The sequence below is a fragment of the Streptococcus oralis genome (assembly GCF_004127215.1).
Lineage (GTDB): Bacteria > Bacillota > Bacilli > Lactobacillales > Streptococcaceae > Streptococcus > Streptococcus oralis_BD.
This window is the reverse complement of sequence record NZ_QEWJ01000011.1, coordinates 61983-77483: the sequence shown is the minus strand read 5'-3', so window position 1 is coordinate 77483 and position 15501 is coordinate 61983. Positions and strand designations below refer to the sequence as shown.

Genomic DNA, 15501 nt, shown 5'->3' with positions numbered 1-15501 from the left:
GATATCCACATGACCAATTGCCGAAAACAGGGAGGTCTCAGCTGTATGAACAAAAATTTCTAGCTCTGCTGTCTTACCAGACTTCACTATTCCAAGATGGATATCTTCTTCCTCATCAGCATTTTCCTGCATGAATTTATTGATTTTTGCTAAAGTACTTGCAGGGATGAGAGCGGCTAGGACAATAGGTAAGCTCATTCTTACACGACGTTTGAGATGGTTTTTCCCAATTTCCTCCTCAAACAAGAAACCGTCACGGATATTGGACACACCATAAAGGAAAAAATAAGCCCCTAATACAAAGAGTTGAAAGACAGAATTTCCTGTAGAGGACAAAAGACTAGTCCCACCAAGAAAAACTAGTACGAGTCCATCTAGTAAGAGACGAAAACGAGGTCGAATTTTGTTTTTGCGGTAGAGAACATAGGTGACAAGGTTGATAGTAGCATGAAAAATCTGATAAACTCCAATCACAAGAGCCAAAATATAAATCGGCACATCCGTCGCAAGATTCGAGCCTAGCAAATATCCCAGCACTAACAATTTAACCAGTGCAACTCCCAAGGTGTCCGTTGACTGACTTTTTTTGAAAATACGTAATACTAAATCTAAGACCGTTGCTATCCAAGCTAAAAACAGAACCAGTCGAATAACCGTTACTGGCAACCAAGTCCCCGTAACCATCAAGATAAGACCTAGCAGAACAAATAAGAAACCCTGAGCAAGTAATTTCCTACCTGTCAGACCTAAAGATAGAATTTTTTCCATAAAAGACCTTTCAAAAATAATAATTAAGCCATTTGAGAAAACTAACGATTATGTCAATCGTGGTAAAAACCAATCAATGCCATCAACTCATCATGACTAGCAAATCTGGTGAAGATCCTGACTTTCATCACAAAAATCAAATCAGTATTTTTAATGGTTGACTAGAGGTGAGTAATAACATAGAAAAGTAATTTTTCATTCATTTTTGCACATTCTCTATAACTATTTGATTTATTCCATTAAGTAATTTCGAAGAGTAGAAATTTATTGAACATTGAGCTTCCTTTCTGAGTTTCATTAAGAATATTATAGCATAAATGAATCTTTGATTTATTGAGTTTCAAATACTTTTTACACTCACATTTTGACCGTGCTCAAGTGAAAAGCTAAAACTAGTCAGCAAAACTTCTATTAAATCTTTTCCGGAACTCGTTATGAAATAATGCGATAAATTTGTTATATGCTCTGCGATATTATTTCCCCAAGGAGGAGTGAGTGACAAATCTTCAAAATCCCATATAACATCCTGAGGGAGAAATTTTTTCAACTCCTCTTGGATAGATAACAACTCCTCTATTCCTCTTTCAACAGATTCAAAAGGAACATCTCCCCAGTAAAGCTTATTCATTATTACTGGGTATCTACTTCCCCACTCATTATTTTCTAAGCGAACATAAATAGTCGAAAAGAATGAATTAAAAAGACTCCCTTCTCCTATAGTCCACCAATTATAACCAACCATTAACCCTACAGACATAGATATTCTCCTACTCATTTTTAATATTATTTAACGTCAACTAAAGTTTTATATTGATAGTATCTAAAACATACATTCATTCTCCCTTACCCCAACTCCTTGGCTATTCTACTCTTTTCAAGTTTTCCCTTAGTAATTCGTTTCCATAAAACAAGCGGGTTCAGACTATAGGATAAACGTAGGAGGAAATAATTAACCCATTCGATAAGGGCAAAAAGCTGTATTAGTGTGGCTATAATAGCCACTCGAACACTCTGTGAGTACCAGACAATAAAAGGAAAGCCTGAAATAAGTAAAACAAGGTCTAGTATTCTGAGAACACCATATATTTTTGGAATATTTCCATTTCCGAACTGGGGATTTGACAGTCTTCTAATCAAAATTGCCCAATAGGTCGAGCCTTGAAGCAATATAAATGTCAGTAAAGACAAAGGATAGAGAATGGTAATTAGACTCATCCAATCACCAAGCCGATTTTTCAAAAGGAAAAAACAAAACCAAATAGATAGGACGGCTGTGAACTCTCCCAAACAGAGGGACATCAACTCTTTTCTAACTTTCTCTTTTTGTATGTTCATCATCTCACCCATCTATCTATCATCCTATATCAGAAAAAAGCCATTCGATCCATTTTCTAGTCAACATTTCTCAGAATCAAGTCATTCTAAGTATCGAACAGTATAATCACTTTAATATAAATTCAATTCTAAGTTTAGAATTGCATTTGTATATATTTTTTAGATCTATTCTAAGTCTATGACAGCTTTAAATTTTAATTTTTGAAGGATTCTAAAGCTAGAAGAGCTCAAAAATCACGAGAACTAAGCTATTCGAAGCTTAGAAGAAGATTTTCCAACCTTCATAAACTCTTCAATTAACGTTTCTTACAATTTTTCTGATGAGCTTTGAGTTTTTTCAGAGCCCAATCATAGTGACTGGAAGTGGCACTCACAAAGTAGGAGCCTAGACTTGTCCCACCCGTCCACTTATAGACACCTTTGGTAAAGAGTTGGTCATTGCTGAAGCCTTCCATCAACTCTAAAACCTCTCCATGCGATTGATTGAGGAGCTTGGTCGCTTCTTCTAAGGTCGTTTTCTGGTGCTTCTTCCAAATAGCGACATTCATTTCCCCATAAGTTTTCCAATTATAAGGTTCAGGGAGAAAAGGTCTTTCATGTCCCTTTTGATTAGAATGTACCCAGGTCAAAAGTAACTGATGCCATTCATAGAGATGGATCAGAACATCTCTTAGATTTTTATCTCTTTTCCAGTGAGCTTCTTTTTTCTTTTGATCTTTTGAAAAATCAAAAGGAGTCTGTAGTTCCTCTTCACTTAATTTAGATATAAAGTGATTGAGCTTTTCATAGTTTTCCTTAGAGGCTAGCACTAGCTCCTCTTTTGTTTTTGGTCTAGGCATAGGCGTTCTCCCTTCATTTTCAAGTAGAATAAGATATTTCCTCACTTCATTATACCATAATCAAAAAGCAGTTCTTCATTTTACGAAAAACTGCTTTTACTAACTATTTTTTATGCTTATAGTCACTACTTTACATATAAATCTTTAAAGAGACCGTCCAATTCTGCTATCTGATAGAGCAAGTGGGACAGTTCTTGGTAATCTTCTTTTAAACATGAAAGGTGGGCTTGACCAAATAGAGTAGCCAATTCCTCTTTTAATCTTGCCCCTTCTGGATCATGGTCTTTTAAGAACTTACTGAGATAGAGATTTCGAACAGCAGCAAGTTTAAAGCTGAAATACTGATGCAATTGTTTTTGCTCGGTATTTAAGCCGTTTTCAGCAACTGATTTTGCATAGCATTCCAAAACACCATTTTGACCATTCAGATATCGGTTTTTCATAATCCTTGCTGTTTCCTGATAGATTTCAGTCTGACTAGGACTCTTGACCTTCTTAAAATTTCCCCACATGGAATAAGCTCCACGCTTATAGTCAATAGCCTCTGCCTTCCAAGCTTCTAAAATGTCATTAAAAGCAACCTTTATACAGGAAAAACCAGCTGGATCATGCAAATAGAGATACTGACTATCAAGAGCATACACAGTTACAAAGTGATCCACACCATAAAGAATTGTGTGATTGGGATTGTAGATCAGATGGCCCATATCAAGAGGTCCCAGTACAACAGGACCATTGGACAGAAAGGTTTCTAACTTTCCTTTAACCTCTTCTAAATCTACTTTCACTCCATCTTTTAGATAGAAGTCCTCATAGTCAAACCCAAGTATTTTTAAAGAATGAGAGATTGAAAGATCTGGCATTCCATTGTCAAAGAATATTAGAGGGTGTCGTTCATCTTCCTTTACAATACTAGCGCCATTGCCCATCACCATAATTGCCTCTAAAAACTCTGCTTTAAAGTCATAACCATAGGCATCCAGTGCCATAGCCAATGAATAGCTATAGCAAAGCGACACATCTCCAAAATACATCTGCATATTCCTCTGCCTCCTTATCTTCTATGGGACTATTATACCGAGAAAACTATTCTCATACCCCATAAAATCCAAACAAAAATTATGGTATGTTTGTTTACAGACATGAATGTCAACAATTAAAAACTCTGTAGAGATTCTTTCTACAGAGTTCGGTTCGCATCTTTATAAAAAATCAGAAAATGATCTAGTCCCTGATGACTGGTATCCAGAGTTCCATTTGGTAGTCTGGGGACGACATATCTCCTTTGAAATAAACTTCAAAGTCTGGGGCTCCTGAATGGCGATAACCAGTTTCCGGGAAAAAGACTTCTAAGACGTATTTCCAAGCATGGTGGATGCTAGCTGGTATAGCCCCCTTGACTGGTACGATGGCATATTCAGCTTCTGGAATTTCTTTGATGGACAGACCTAGTTCTTCTGCTTTAGTTTTATCCGTCACATCATAAGCAGCCATATAGTTAATGATTTCGCCTTCTTTGACATCCGAACAGATGCCGAAGGATTGGCCACTGCCTAGATTCTCTAGGCTTTCCAAGCTGTGATTGTTATAGAGTTTCTCCCAAGCAGACGGGCATTTGCTATTGTCAATAGCTTCCAATAGGACGCCTGCCACGGTAAAAGCAGGCTTCTTTTGAATCTGGATATCCATGTTCTTTCCTCCTGTGATTTTTAAGGATAATTGAAGTCTAGGAAAGATCCGATAAGGTTTTCCATTTCGAACTTCTGAGGGGGTTGCACCATGGAATTTCTTAAAGGCTGCGCTGAAGGCATCCGCAGACTCATAGCCGTATTTCATTGCTATGTCAATGACTTTCTCAGAGCCTTCCCGCAAGTCTGTCACAGCTTCTGATAGCCTGCGATTGCGCAAGTATTCTGCTAATGTCATATCTGCCAGGATAGAAAATAGCCTGCTAAAGAGAGGGTAAGAATAGCCCGATAGCTGCTGAAATCTTTTCATATCCACTTCTCCAGTCAGTTGCTGCTCCAAATAATCCATGGTTTGATTGAATTGATGCATCATATTCTTCTTTTCTTACCTCCACAAGATACAAAGGTCGTTAAAAGCAAAGTGAAAATAGGAAAATTGACGGAGGAGCTCCTGCTCCGAGAAAATTTCATCTTTTTCACACAGCTTTTAGGCCGTGTTCAATTCTAACTATAGTCTAACAGATATAAGATACTTCCGCCCCAGAATTTTTGTACAAGATTTAAAGGTGTAAAATCTATAACTTATCTTTTAATTTCTCAACAAAGAGATAGGCTGCAGGGCAGGTCAAGGTATTCTTAATTGTCAAATGATTAATTTGATGGATTTTTTTACGATCTGTATGGGGGAATTCACGACAAGCCTTGGGACGAACGTCGTAGATTGAGCAGAGATTATCTCCTCCTAGAAAGGGGCAAGGCATGGATTTGAAAACCTTATCCCCGTCTTCATCTACCTGTAAAAACTCTGCTTCAAAGGCTGGTAATTTCATCTTAAAGTACTTAGCGATACGGGTGATATCTGCTTCTTTAAAGTCGGGCCCCAAAGTCTTGCAACAGTTAGCACAGGCAGTACAATCAATCTCAGCAAAGACTTCTTGGTGAATCTGCTGCGCAATCTTATCTAAGTTTTTAGGTGGTTTTTTCTTTAGATTAGCTAACACTTTGCGGTGCTCCTTCTGCTTTTGCAGTGCTAGTTGGTGGTAATACTCAATATCAATCTCTTTATACATAATTTCTTTCTAATTCAAGTGTTTTTGTCTATTATACCATAAACACTGTCCCCTTTTTGCCCCCTGAACAGAAAAAAGCCCTTCGGATAAAATCCGAGGGGCTAAAAACGTTGTTAAATCAACGGCCGAACTTTTGAATTTCAAGGTTCGGGATAAAATAGTTCACCGAACTATTTTATTTTTTAAGGTTGTAGAATGATTTCAATCCACGGTATTCAGCTACTTCACCAAGTTGGTCTTCGATACGAAGCAATTGGTTGTATTTAGCGATACGGTCTGTACGTGAAAGTGAACCAGTCTTGATTTGTCCTGCGTTAGTTGCAACTGCGATGTCAGCGATTGTTGAATCTTCAGTTTCACCTGAACGGTGTGATACAACGGCAGTGTAACCAGCTTCTTTCGCCATTTCGATAGCATCAAATGTTTCAGTAAGAGTACCGATTTGGTTAACTTTGATAAGGATTGAGTTAGCAGCACCTTCTGCAATACCTTTTTCAAGGTAAGAAGTGTTTGTTACGAAGAAGTCGTCACCAACCAATTGAACTTTACCACCAAGACGTTCAGTAAGAGCTTTCCAACCGTCCCAGTCGTTTTCGTCCATACCATCTTCGATAGTGATGATTGGGTATTTGTTTACCAATTCTTCAAGGTAGTCGATTTGTTCTGCAGCAGTACGTACAGCAGCTCCTTCACCTTCGAATTTAGTGTAGTCGTAAACTTTACGTTCTTTATCGTAGAATTCTGATGATGCACAGTCAAATCCGATAAATACGTCTTTACCAGGAACATATCCAGCAGCTTCGATCGCAGCAAGGATAGTTTCAACACCGTCTTCAGTTCCTTCGAAACGAGGAGCGAATCCACCTTCGTCACCTACGGCTGTTTCCAAACCACGAGATTTAAGGATTTTCTTAAGAGCGTGGAAGATTTCAGCACCCCAACGAAGAGCTTCTTTGAATGTAGGTGCACCAGCAGGTACGATCATGAATTCTTGGAAAGCGATTGGAGCGTCAGAGTGAGAACCACCGTTGATGATGTTCATCATTGGAGTTGGAAGAACTTTAGTGTTGAATCCACCAAGGTAGCTGTAAAGTGGGATTTCAAGGTAGTCAGCAGCAGCACGAGCTACAGCGATAGACACACCAAGGATTGCGTTCGCACCCAATTTACCTTTGTTAGGAGTACCGTCAAGTGCGATCATAGCACGGTCGATAGCTTGTTGGTCACGTACATCGTAGCCGATGATAGCTTCAGCGATGATGTTGTTTACGTTGTCAACAGCTTTTTGTGTACCAAGACCACCGTAACGAGATTTGTCACCGTCGCGAAGTTCAACTGCTTCGTGTTCACCAGTAGAAGCTCCTGATGGAACCATACCACGTCCGAAAGCACCTGATTCAGTATAAACTTCTACTTCAAGTGTTGGGTTACCGCGTGAGTCTAGGACTTCGCGAGCGTAAACATCAGTAATAATTGACATTTTTTACTCTCCTTTGAGTTAAATTTTTTACACCTCTATGATACATTAAAAATAAGCGTTTTTCAAGAAAAAACGTTATCTTTGTGCAAATTTTCCTTAACTTTATAAAGTAATCGCTTTCTTTCGTCTGTTTTCTTTTGTATTTTGTGATATACTAATTTCATGACAGATTTATCAAAACAACTACTAGAAAAAGCTCATGGTGGGCCGAAATTAAACCCTGACGAACAACGCCGCTACCTCGGTACTTTCGAGGAAAGAGTTCTTGGCTACGCTGATATCAATACTGCCAATAGTCCTGAATTAGAACATGGATTTTTCTCTATTTTAGAGGGTTTTCAAGAAAAGGTAGAGGAACTTTTTGTGAAAATCTCACCAAATATCGAGTTTGACAAACAGGTCTTTTACTTAAAACAAGCAAAGGAAAGCAACTGTCAGGCGACTATTGTTTCAGATGATCATATCACCTCTCCTTTCGGCCTTGTCATTCACACGAACGAACCTGTTCAAGTGGATGAGAAGGATCTTCGGCTGGCTTTTCCAGGCCTCTGGGAGATTAAACAGGATAAACCAGTTAAAAAATCCATCTGGAAAAAATGGTTCGGCTAATCTTTCATCAACTGTAATAAACGACCAATATTTGCTGCTGTATGCTCCAAATAGAGACTTGCTTTTTTCAGACTATCTTCTAAAGGTTCACTTTTCTCTAGGATAGAGAATGCTGCTTGTATATTTTCAAAGGGTAGGGGAGGTAAATCCTCGGAAAGACTACCGCAAATAGCGATAACTGGAACTCCGTTAGGGGTTCTTTTTGCTACACCGATGGGAGCTTTCCCAGCAAGGCTTTGACTGTCCAGTTTGCCCTCTCCAACGATAACCAAGTCAGCATCTTCAACTTTCTTGTCAAAGTCTATCAAGTCCAAACAAGTGTTAATCCCAGATACGATACTGGCCTGTGCAAAGGCGCAGAGTCCAGCAGCAATGCCCCCACCAGCTCCTGCTCCTTTAAGAGATAGGGTTGAAGGAGAGAATTTTTCATAAAACTCTTGTATGGCAAAATCTACAGTTTCAAATAAACTGGGATCCAAGCCTTTTTGTCTGCCAAATGTATAGGTTGCTCCTTGATGACCACATAAAGGACTCTCAACATCTGCTAGAATGCGAATTTTCACGTCTTCTGGAATCCTGTATAGATCATCTTTGGAAACGGACTCAAACTCAAGCAAAGTCTGTCCGCAAGCTGGTAGTTCGTTTCCATTCTTATCATAAAAGTGATAACCCAGACCAGCTGCAATGCCAATTCCGCCATCATTACTTGCCGTACCGCCAACACCGATATAGATTTCCTTCATTCCAAAATCAATGAGGTGGCGGATCAACTCTCCGATACCACGAGTTTGGATGTGGAGAGGATCTCGTTTCTCCTGCGGAATCTTCTCTAAACCAACCAAGTCAGCAACTTCAAAGAGTGCTAGTTCCCCTTTTTGAAAATAGCGCATTGCTTCTTTTAGACCAAAAGGTCCCGTCACCTCTTGCCATTTTTCTTTGAGGTCAAGAGAATGTCGAATCGCATCTACAGTTCCTTCGCCTCCATCGCCAACTGGACATAGAGAACAAACTAAACTAGGAATCGCTTTCTCGAAGCCTCTTTTTATAGCTTTGGCGACCTGGTCCGCAGGCAAACTTTCTTTAAAAGAATCGGGTGCAATAACAATTTTCATATTTCCCTCTCATTCTAAGAAATCAATCAAAGGAAGAACTTCTAAAAGATCCCTCTTATTCACATGACAAGCTATCTCTGCTTTTACGACCTCTTTGGCACAAAAGGCTATACTGTGACCTGCTGACTTTAACATCAAGAGGTCATTAGCTCCATCACCGACGGCAATCGTTCTTTCTTTGGAAAGTTCTAATTCCTTTCTCCATCTCTCAAGAGTAGCTTTTTTTACTTGACCTGTCACAATTTCACCAACTAGTTGACCTGTTAAAAAGCCGTCTTTGACTTCCAACTGGTTAGCAGAGAAATAGGAGATACCAAGTGATTTTGCTAGTCTCTCAACGATTGGTGTGAATCCACCAGACACTAGAGCAACTAGAATGCCATTCTTTTGGAGAATGGAGATAAATTCCTGAGCATTTTGGGAAATATGGATGGATTTGAAGACTGTATCAAAGACCGAAATTGGAAGACCTTTTAACAAAGCGACTCTCTCTCGTAAACTTCTTTCAAAGTCCAGTTCTCCCCGCATTGCTAGATTGGTAATCTGCGAAATTTCCTCTTCGCAATCTGCTTCTCTTCCTAATAGATCAATCACTTCTTCTGCTATTAAGGTGCCATCAACATCCATGACACATAGGCCTTTTACTTGGGTCATTACTTCTCCTCTTTTCTAAACAGCCCAAAAATCGTATGAAAGAATCATACGATTTTATCTATTAGTTGACTAAACTATGGTACAAATCAAGATAAGATTTGCAGGCTGTATCCCATGAGAAATCACATTCCATAGCTTGTTTTTGTAGATTTCTCCATACGTCTGGCTGATTCTTATAAACATCCAAGGCTGTTTGGAAACTCCAGTTAAGCCAATATGGTGTTAAATTGTTAAAGCTAAATCCAGTACCAGTTCCTTCGATCGGATTATAGGATTGAACAGTATCTCTTAGTCCACCCACTTCATGAACCAATGGTAGAGTTCCATAGCGCATAGCCATCATTTGAGACAAGCCACATGGTTCAAAACGGCTTGGCATGAGGAAGAGGTCACAAGCTGCGTAGATTTCTTGAGCAAGTTTGACATCAAAAGTGATATTTGCTGATAGCTTATCTGGATAGACTTGAGCAAACCAAGAGAAGGAATGTTCAAATGCTGGATCACCTGTTCCTAAAAGGACAATTTGAACGTCCTCTTGTAAGAAACGATGCAAGCTTTCCACAACAACATCAAAGCCTTTTTGTCTTGTCAAACGAGAAACAATCCCAACTAGTGGCACATCTGCTCGCACAGGTAGACCAACTCTCTCTTGCAATTTTGCTTTGTTTTCTGCTTTTCCAGACAAATCTTCCTTATCAAAATGATAGTCTAAAAGCGGGTCTGTTTGAGGATTATAAAGGTCTGCGTCGATACCATTGACAATACCTGAAACCTTACCTGACTCCATGCGAAGAATCTGGTCCAAACCACAACCAAACTGACTGGTCATAATCTCATGCGCATAGCTAGGCGATACGGTTGAGACACGATCCGCGTACAGAATGCCTGCTTTCATCCAGTTGAGACAATCATTCCAGCGAAGGGTGCCATCAGCGTAGCGTTCAAAGCCGACACCGAACAAATCCCACAACATTCCTTCAGAAAACTGACCTTGGAATTCCAAATTATGAATAGTTAAAACGGTTCTGATTCCTTGATATGCCTGAATCCAATGGTATTTTTCTTTTAACAAAAATGGAATCATGGCCGTATGGTAGTCATGGACATGGAGAAGGTCAGGGATAAAGTCAATCCGTTCCATTGCTTCTAGAGCAGCCAGTTGGAAAAAGGCAAAGCGTTCACCATCGTCAAAATCTCCGTAAACATGACCACGGAAGAAATAATACTGATTATCAATGAAGTAGAAGGTAACACCATTTAAGACTGTTTTCTTAATACCACAGTACTGTCTGCGCCATCCCACACTCACTTCAAAATGAAGAACATCCTCAATCTGATCACCAAACTTAGCCTCCACCATATCATAGTAGGGTAGGAAAACAGCAACTTCATGCCCTGCCTTTACCAGTGATTTGGGAAGAGCGCCAATAACGTCTCCCAAACCACCTGTTTTTGAAAAGGGTGCACCCTCTGCTGCTACAAATAAAATTTTCATGAATGAATATCCTCTGTTACTTTTTCGCCTTTCTTGACTACGACTGGGTGTTCAGCAGTTCCTCGAATCACAACACCTTCAGCAACTTCAACCCCCTTATCCAAGATGGCATATTCTACCTGGGCGCCTTGGCCAATGACAACTCGAGGGAAGAGAATACTGTGTTTCACCACACTATCTTTGTGAACATAAATATTACGAGATAGGACTGACTGAACTACTTCACCCTCAATGATACTACCAGAAGCAAACTGGGAAGTACTTACTTTTGAAGTATTCGCATAGTAGGTTGGTTCTTCATTTTTAACTTTTGTATAAATCTTTTGATTTGGTGAGAAGAGTGAGTAGAATTTTTTAGATTCAAGCATATCAATATTTGCTTGATAATAGGACTGAACAGAGTGAATATTAGCTAAGTAGCCTGTGTATTCGTAAGCAAAAGCTCCTTCTTTTACAGCCAAATCGCGTAGAACATAGCGCAATTTTTCTGGATGTTCTTTCTGAGCTTCTTCTTCAAGTCGTTCAATCAACCATGGTGTATCAACGACAAAGATGTCTGTAGACATATTGAAAAGTTCATCCGTTGCCTTGCTATCAAAAAGCTTGTGGGAGAGGACATGGTCTGTTTCGTCAATGTCTAAGATAGCATTAACATCTGAAATATCTTTCTTAGGCAATTTTTTATAGACAACAGTGATAGGACCCTTAGTGGTACTGTGCAGATGGAAAACTTGATTCAAATCAATGTTAATCAAGACATCGCAGTTAAGGGAAACAGTTTGGTTTGAGCCAGAACGTTTCAAGTAAGTAAGGAGCTGTTGATAATACTCTTTTCCAACGGTACTGCTTTCTACTCGAGTATTGTAAATCCCTAGATAGTAGTGACTTAGAAGAGTTGACAAGCCCCATTCGCGCCCTGAACGAATGTGGTCAAATACTGAACTAATATTGTCTTGTTGGAAAATACCAAAGATACTACGAACACCTGCATTAGCAAGACTAGAAAGTGGAAAGTCGATCAGACGGTATTTCCCACCAAAAGGCAGACTAGCTACTGGACGATTTTCTGTCAATGTTGACATATCGTGAAAACCAACTGTATTTCCTAGAATGGCTGAATATTTATCAATCTTCATCTGTTGCTACCCCCACTACTTCATTGTATCCTACTACTTGCACTTCGTCAGTTCCGTCAATCACAACACCATCAGAAACAATTGCACCTTCACCAATAATGGCACGTGTAATTTTTGCACCGTGACCAATAACAGCGCCGCTCATAATGACAGAATCAAGGACTTCTGCTCCTTCACGAACCTGCGCTTCTGTTGAAAGAATCGAACGTTTGACCGTTCCATCTACAAAACAGCCATCCACAACCAATGAATCTTCTACATGTGCGTGCTCTCCAAAATAGTTTGGAGGTGAAATCAAGTTTCGTGAGTAAATTTTCCATTGACGATTGCGGCTATCCAATGCATTTTCTGGTGAAATGTACTCCATATTCGCTTCCCAGAGTGACTCGATAGTACCAACATCTTTCCAGTAACCACTAAATTCATAGGCATAGACACTCTCACCAGACTCAAGGTAGTTAGGAATAACGTTCTTACCGAAGTCTGACATATCAACGTTGCTCTTTTCAGCAGCAACAAGCATATTGCGGAGACGTTTCCAGTCAAAGATATAAATCCCCATAGAAGCCTTGGTAGACTTAGGTTGTGCAGGTTTTTCTTCAAATTCAACAATACGATTGTTGGCATCTGTATTCATGATACCAAAACGACTAGCTTCTTTGAGAGGCACATCTAGAACAGCTACTGTCAAACTGGCATTGTTATCCTTATGAGACTGAAGCATATCGTCATAGTCCATCTTGTAGATGTGGTCACCTGAAAGAATCAGAACAAACTCAGGATTAACACTATCAATGTAGTCGATATTTTGGTAGATAGCGTGACTAGTCCCTTCAAACCAACGATTTCCTTCACTAGCGGAATAAGGTTGCAGGATTGAGACCCCTGAACTAATACCATCCAAGCCCCAGCTAGAACCATTTCCAATATGGTTGTTCAAGGCAAGAGGTTGATACTGCGTAATAACACCGACATTATGAATCCCAGAGTTAGCACAGTTTGAAAGCGCAAAGTCAATGATGCGGTAGCGCCCACCGAATTGCACTGCTGGTTTAGCGATGCTTTGAGTGAGTTTTCCGAGACGTGTTCCTTGCCCACCAGCAAGAATCAAAGCTAGCATTTCATTCTTCATTTTCTACTCCTTTTTGGGTTTTATTTGTGACAGTTTTAGTTGGTTTCAAGCGGCGTTTAATCTTCCAGATACTTGCTCCCATAGCTGGCAGGGTAAAGGTCAAGGTCTGCTTATAATCCTTCCATAATCCTTCTTGAGTTTGAACCGTTTGGTTGTGCTCTTTCCACACTCCTCCCCATTCTTCTAATTCTGTATTCCAAACTTCTTCATAAACTCCTGCGACAGGAAGTCCGATTGTAAAGTCTTTTCGTTCAACTGGTGCCATATTAAAGACACAGACTAACATTTCGCCCTTCTTGCCCTTACGAATAAAGGAGAGAACACTCTGATCTCTATTATCTGCATCGATAATCTCTATGCCGTCATAACTAGTATCAATTTCCCAAAGACAGCGATGTTCTTTATAGAATTGATTCAGTTGAGAAGTGAAATGCTTCATCTTCGCATTCATTGGATCTTCTAGATTAGACCATTCCAACTGTTCCTCAGACTTCCATTCTAAGAATTGCCCGTACTCACTGCCCATAAAGAGCAATTTCTTACCTGGGTGGCAAATTTGATAGGTGTAAAGATTGCGCAGACCTGCAAATTGATTGTATCGATCTCCCCACATCTTGTGCATCATACTCTTCTTGCCATGAACGACTTCGTCATGTGAAAATGGTAAGAGGTAGTTTTCATTGAAAACATACATAAAGCTGAAAGTCACAAGATTAAAGTCATACTTGCGATAAATTGGGTCTTCCTCGTAGAAACGGAGAATATCGTTCATCCAACCCATATTCCATTTATAGTCGAATCCAAGGCCACCCATTTCTTTCATACCGGTTATCTTTGTTGCTGAAGAACTTTCTTCTGCAATCATCATGATATCTGGATGAGCTAACTTGATCACAGTGTTCAACCGTTGAAGGAAGTAATAGCCCTCGTAGTTAAGATTCCCCCCATCTTTATTTGGAGTCCATGGAGCATTATCGTAGTCTAAATAGAGCATATTGCTAACTGCGTCAACTCGAATACCATCTAAATGATAAAAATCAATCCAGAATTTAATGCTAGAAATCAAGAAAGACTGGACCTCATTTTTCCCGAGGTCAAAATTCAGAGCCCCCCAACCATAGTTATGAGCCTTATTATGGTCTTGGTATTCAAAAGTTGGTGTCCCGTCATAATACGCCAAGGCATCATCATTAATAGTGAAGTGACCAGGAACCCAGTCTACAATGACACCGATGTTATTTAAATGGCATTCTTCAACGAAATCTTGGAATTCCTCTGGTCGCCCATAAGAATGCTCCATGGCAAAGTAACCCATAAGTTGGTAGCCCCAACTCAATCCAAGCGGGTGAGCCATTAAAGGCATAAACTCGATGTGAGTGTAGTTCATCTCAACAAGATAAGGAATCAACTCCTCCTTAAGTTGTGCAAAACTGTATGGACTGCCATCTGGATTTCTCTTCCAAGATCCAGCGTGGGCTTCATAAATATTGACTGGTCTCTCAAAAAATCCCAGACGCTTGCGACGCGCTAGCCAAAGCCCGTCTTTCCATTTCTTGTCTGGTATGTCAGTCAGGATAGCTCCCGTCTCTGGACGAGCCTCAAAACGGACTGCCAATGGGTCAATCTTCATAATCTGATGACCATTTGCACGCGTGATATGATATTTATAAATCTGACCTTCCTGAGCTTGGCTCGTAAAGACTTCCCAAACACCCGACTCATTCCGTACCATAGGAATTTGGTGCTCTGTCCAGTTAGTGAAATCACCAACTAAGTGCACAGCCTGAGCGTTAGGCGCCCAAACACGGAAAGTAAAACCAATTTCTCCGTCTTTTTCCTCTTTATGTGCTCCTAGATAGTGCTGAAGATGAAAATTTTCTCCAGTAGTAAAGGTTCTCAATGCTTCTTGATTATTCATCCAATCCCCTTTCTCAATGTAAGCGTTTTCTATATGTCTATTATACTATCTTTTAAAAGAACTTTCAAGCAGTTTACGGAATTTCTTAAAAAATATCCTGAAAATTTTGGAAAAATTATCTTAACCTTGTATGAAGCTTTCATTTATTTTACAAAATAGAACAATTTACATATATTTTTTTATTATGATAACAAAACATTCGGTATTTTTCAATTTCCAACTGATTTTTTGGTGAAAATAAAATCAGGAAAAACTTTTCCTGATT

General features: G+C 39.6%; 14 protein-coding genes and 1 pseudogene. 1 reads left to right on the top strand and 14 read right to left on the bottom strand.

What is annotated here, in order from left to right:
- The 8 genes and pseudogenes from DF216_RS08665 to eno form a co-directional block, all read right to left on the bottom strand.
- A pseudogene (locus tag DF216_RS08665) lies at positions 1-768 on the bottom strand (DUF308 domain-containing protein); the annotation flags it as partial.
- A 340-nt stretch (positions 769-1108) separates the two neighbouring features.
- Positions 1109-1525, bottom strand: a complete 417-nt coding sequence (locus DF216_RS08660; protein WP_000110627.1) for an Imm70 family immunity protein — start codon at positions 1523-1525, stop codon at positions 1109-1111.
- Positions 1526-1611: 86 nt separating this feature from the next.
- A complete protein-coding gene (locus DF216_RS10980) occupies positions 1612-2115 on the bottom strand; it encodes a hypothetical protein (protein ID WP_129326588.1) in 504 nt (167 codons plus the stop codon).
- A gap of 284 nt (positions 2116-2399) precedes the next feature.
- Complete coding sequence (locus DF216_RS08650; RefSeq protein ID WP_001137895.1) at positions 2400-2942, bottom strand: ClbS/DfsB family four-helix bundle protein; 543 nt, start codon at positions 2940-2942, stop codon at positions 2400-2402.
- Between the two features lie 125 nt (positions 2943-3067).
- On the bottom strand, positions 3068-3982 hold the full coding sequence (locus DF216_RS08645; RefSeq protein ID WP_129326587.1) for a peptidase: 915 nt from the start codon (positions 3980-3982) through the stop codon (positions 3068-3070).
- Between the two features lie 184 nt (positions 3983-4166).
- A complete protein-coding gene (locus DF216_RS08640; RefSeq protein ID WP_129326586.1) occupies positions 4167-5003 on the bottom strand; it encodes an AraC family transcriptional regulator in 837 nt (278 codons plus the stop codon).
- 202 nt (positions 5004-5205) lie between these two features.
- A complete protein-coding gene (locus DF216_RS08635; protein ID WP_084878298.1) occupies positions 5206-5700 on the bottom strand; it encodes a YkgJ family cysteine cluster protein in 495 nt (164 codons plus the stop codon).
- A gap of 175 nt (positions 5701-5875) precedes the next feature.
- On the bottom strand, positions 5876-7180 hold the full coding sequence (eno, locus tag DF216_RS08630; RefSeq protein WP_000022824.1) for a surface-displayed alpha-enolase: 1305 nt from the start codon (positions 7178-7180) through the stop codon (positions 5876-5878).
- A gap of 162 nt (positions 7181-7342) precedes the next feature.
- Between eno and DF216_RS08625 the strand changes: the two genes are divergently transcribed.
- On the top strand, positions 7343-7789 hold the full coding sequence (locus DF216_RS08625; protein ID WP_129326585.1) for a DUF1694 domain-containing protein: 447 nt from the start codon (positions 7343-7345) through the stop codon (positions 7787-7789).
- On the opposite strand, the gene DF216_RS08620 is transcribed toward DF216_RS08625, so the two are convergent.
- The 6 genes from DF216_RS08620 to glgB all read right to left on the bottom strand — a co-directional run bounded on the left by DF216_RS08620 (position 7786) and on the right by glgB (position 15236).
- A complete protein-coding gene (locus DF216_RS08620; protein WP_129326584.1) occupies positions 7786-8901 on the bottom strand; it encodes a glycerate kinase in 1116 nt (371 codons plus the stop codon). The genes DF216_RS08625 and DF216_RS08620 overlap by 4 nt on opposite strands.
- Positions 8902-8910: 9 nt before the next feature.
- Positions 8911-9555 (bottom strand): phosphoserine phosphatase SerB, encoded by a 645-nt coding sequence (serB, locus tag DF216_RS08615; RefSeq protein WP_125827093.1) that lies wholly within the window; start codon positions 9553-9555, stop codon positions 8911-8913.
- Between the two features lie 61 nt (positions 9556-9616).
- Positions 9617-11050, bottom strand: a complete 1434-nt coding sequence (gene glgA / locus DF216_RS08610) for a glycogen synthase GlgA (RefSeq protein ID WP_129326583.1) — start codon at positions 11048-11050, stop codon at positions 9617-9619.
- The gene (gene glgD, locus DF216_RS08605; protein ID WP_129326582.1) at positions 11047-12186 is read right to left on the bottom strand and encodes a glucose-1-phosphate adenylyltransferase subunit GlgD; all 1140 of its coding nucleotides are present in this window, start codon (positions 12184-12186) and stop codon (positions 11047-11049) included. The genes glgA and glgD overlap by 4 nt, the downstream gene beginning before the upstream one ends.
- Entirely contained in the window at positions 12176-13318 is a 1143-nt protein-coding gene (locus tag DF216_RS08600; protein WP_129326581.1) for a glucose-1-phosphate adenylyltransferase, read from the bottom strand. Before DF216_RS08600 ends, glgD begins: the two co-directional genes overlap by 11 nt.
- On the bottom strand, positions 13308-15236 hold the full coding sequence (gene glgB / locus DF216_RS08595; RefSeq protein ID WP_129326580.1) for a 1,4-alpha-glucan branching protein GlgB: 1929 nt from the start codon (positions 15234-15236) through the stop codon (positions 13308-13310). The genes DF216_RS08600 and glgB overlap by 11 nt, the downstream gene beginning before the upstream one ends.
- Between the last annotated feature and the right edge of the window lie 265 nt (positions 15237-15501).

Bases quoted from the DNA above. Each gene is read 5' to 3' on its own strand.
- DF216_RS08600 (WP_129326581.1), bottom strand. From the start codon at position 13,318: ATGAAGAATGAAATGCTAGCTTTGATTCTTGCTGGTGGGCAAGGAACA.
- glgB (WP_129326580.1), bottom strand. From the start codon at position 15,236: ATGAATAATCAAGAAGCATTGAGAACCTTTACTACTGGAGAAAATTTT.
- DF216_RS08660 (WP_000110627.1), bottom strand. From the start codon at position 1,525: ATGTCTGTAGGGTTAATGGTTGGTTATAATTGGTGGACTATAGGAGAA.
- DF216_RS10980 (WP_129326588.1), bottom strand. From the start codon at position 2,115: ATGGGTGAGATGATGAACATACAAAAAGAGAAAGTTAGAAAAGAGTTG.
- serB (WP_125827093.1), bottom strand. From the start codon at position 9,555: ATGACCCAAGTAAAAGGCCTATGTGTCATGGATGTTGATGGCACCTTA.
- DF216_RS08635 (WP_084878298.1), bottom strand. From the start codon at position 5,700: ATGTATAAAGAGATTGATATTGAGTATTACCACCAACTAGCACTGCAA.
- eno (WP_000022824.1), bottom strand. From the start codon at position 7,180: ATGTCAATTATTACTGATGTTTACGCTCGCGAAGTCCTAGACTCACGC.
- DF216_RS08620 (WP_129326584.1), bottom strand. From the start codon at position 8,901: ATGAAAATTGTTATTGCACCCGATTCTTTTAAAGAAAGTTTGCCTGCG.
- glgD (WP_129326582.1), bottom strand. From the start codon at position 12,186: ATGAAGATTGATAAATATTCAGCCATTCTAGGAAATACAGTTGGTTTT.
- DF216_RS08645 (WP_129326587.1), bottom strand. From the start codon at position 3,982: ATGCAGATGTATTTTGGAGATGTGTCGCTTTGCTATAGCTATTCATTG.
- DF216_RS08625 (WP_129326585.1), top strand. From the start codon at position 7,343: ATGACAGATTTATCAAAACAACTACTAGAAAAAGCTCATGGTGGGCCG.
- DF216_RS08640 (WP_129326586.1), bottom strand. From the start codon at position 5,003: ATGATGCATCAATTCAATCAAACCATGGATTATTTGGAGCAGCAACTG.
- DF216_RS08650 (WP_001137895.1), bottom strand. From the start codon at position 2,942: ATGCCTAGACCAAAAACAAAAGAGGAGCTAGTGCTAGCCTCTAAGGAA.
- glgA (WP_129326583.1), bottom strand. From the start codon at position 11,050: ATGAAAATTTTATTTGTAGCAGCAGAGGGTGCACCCTTTTCAAAAACA.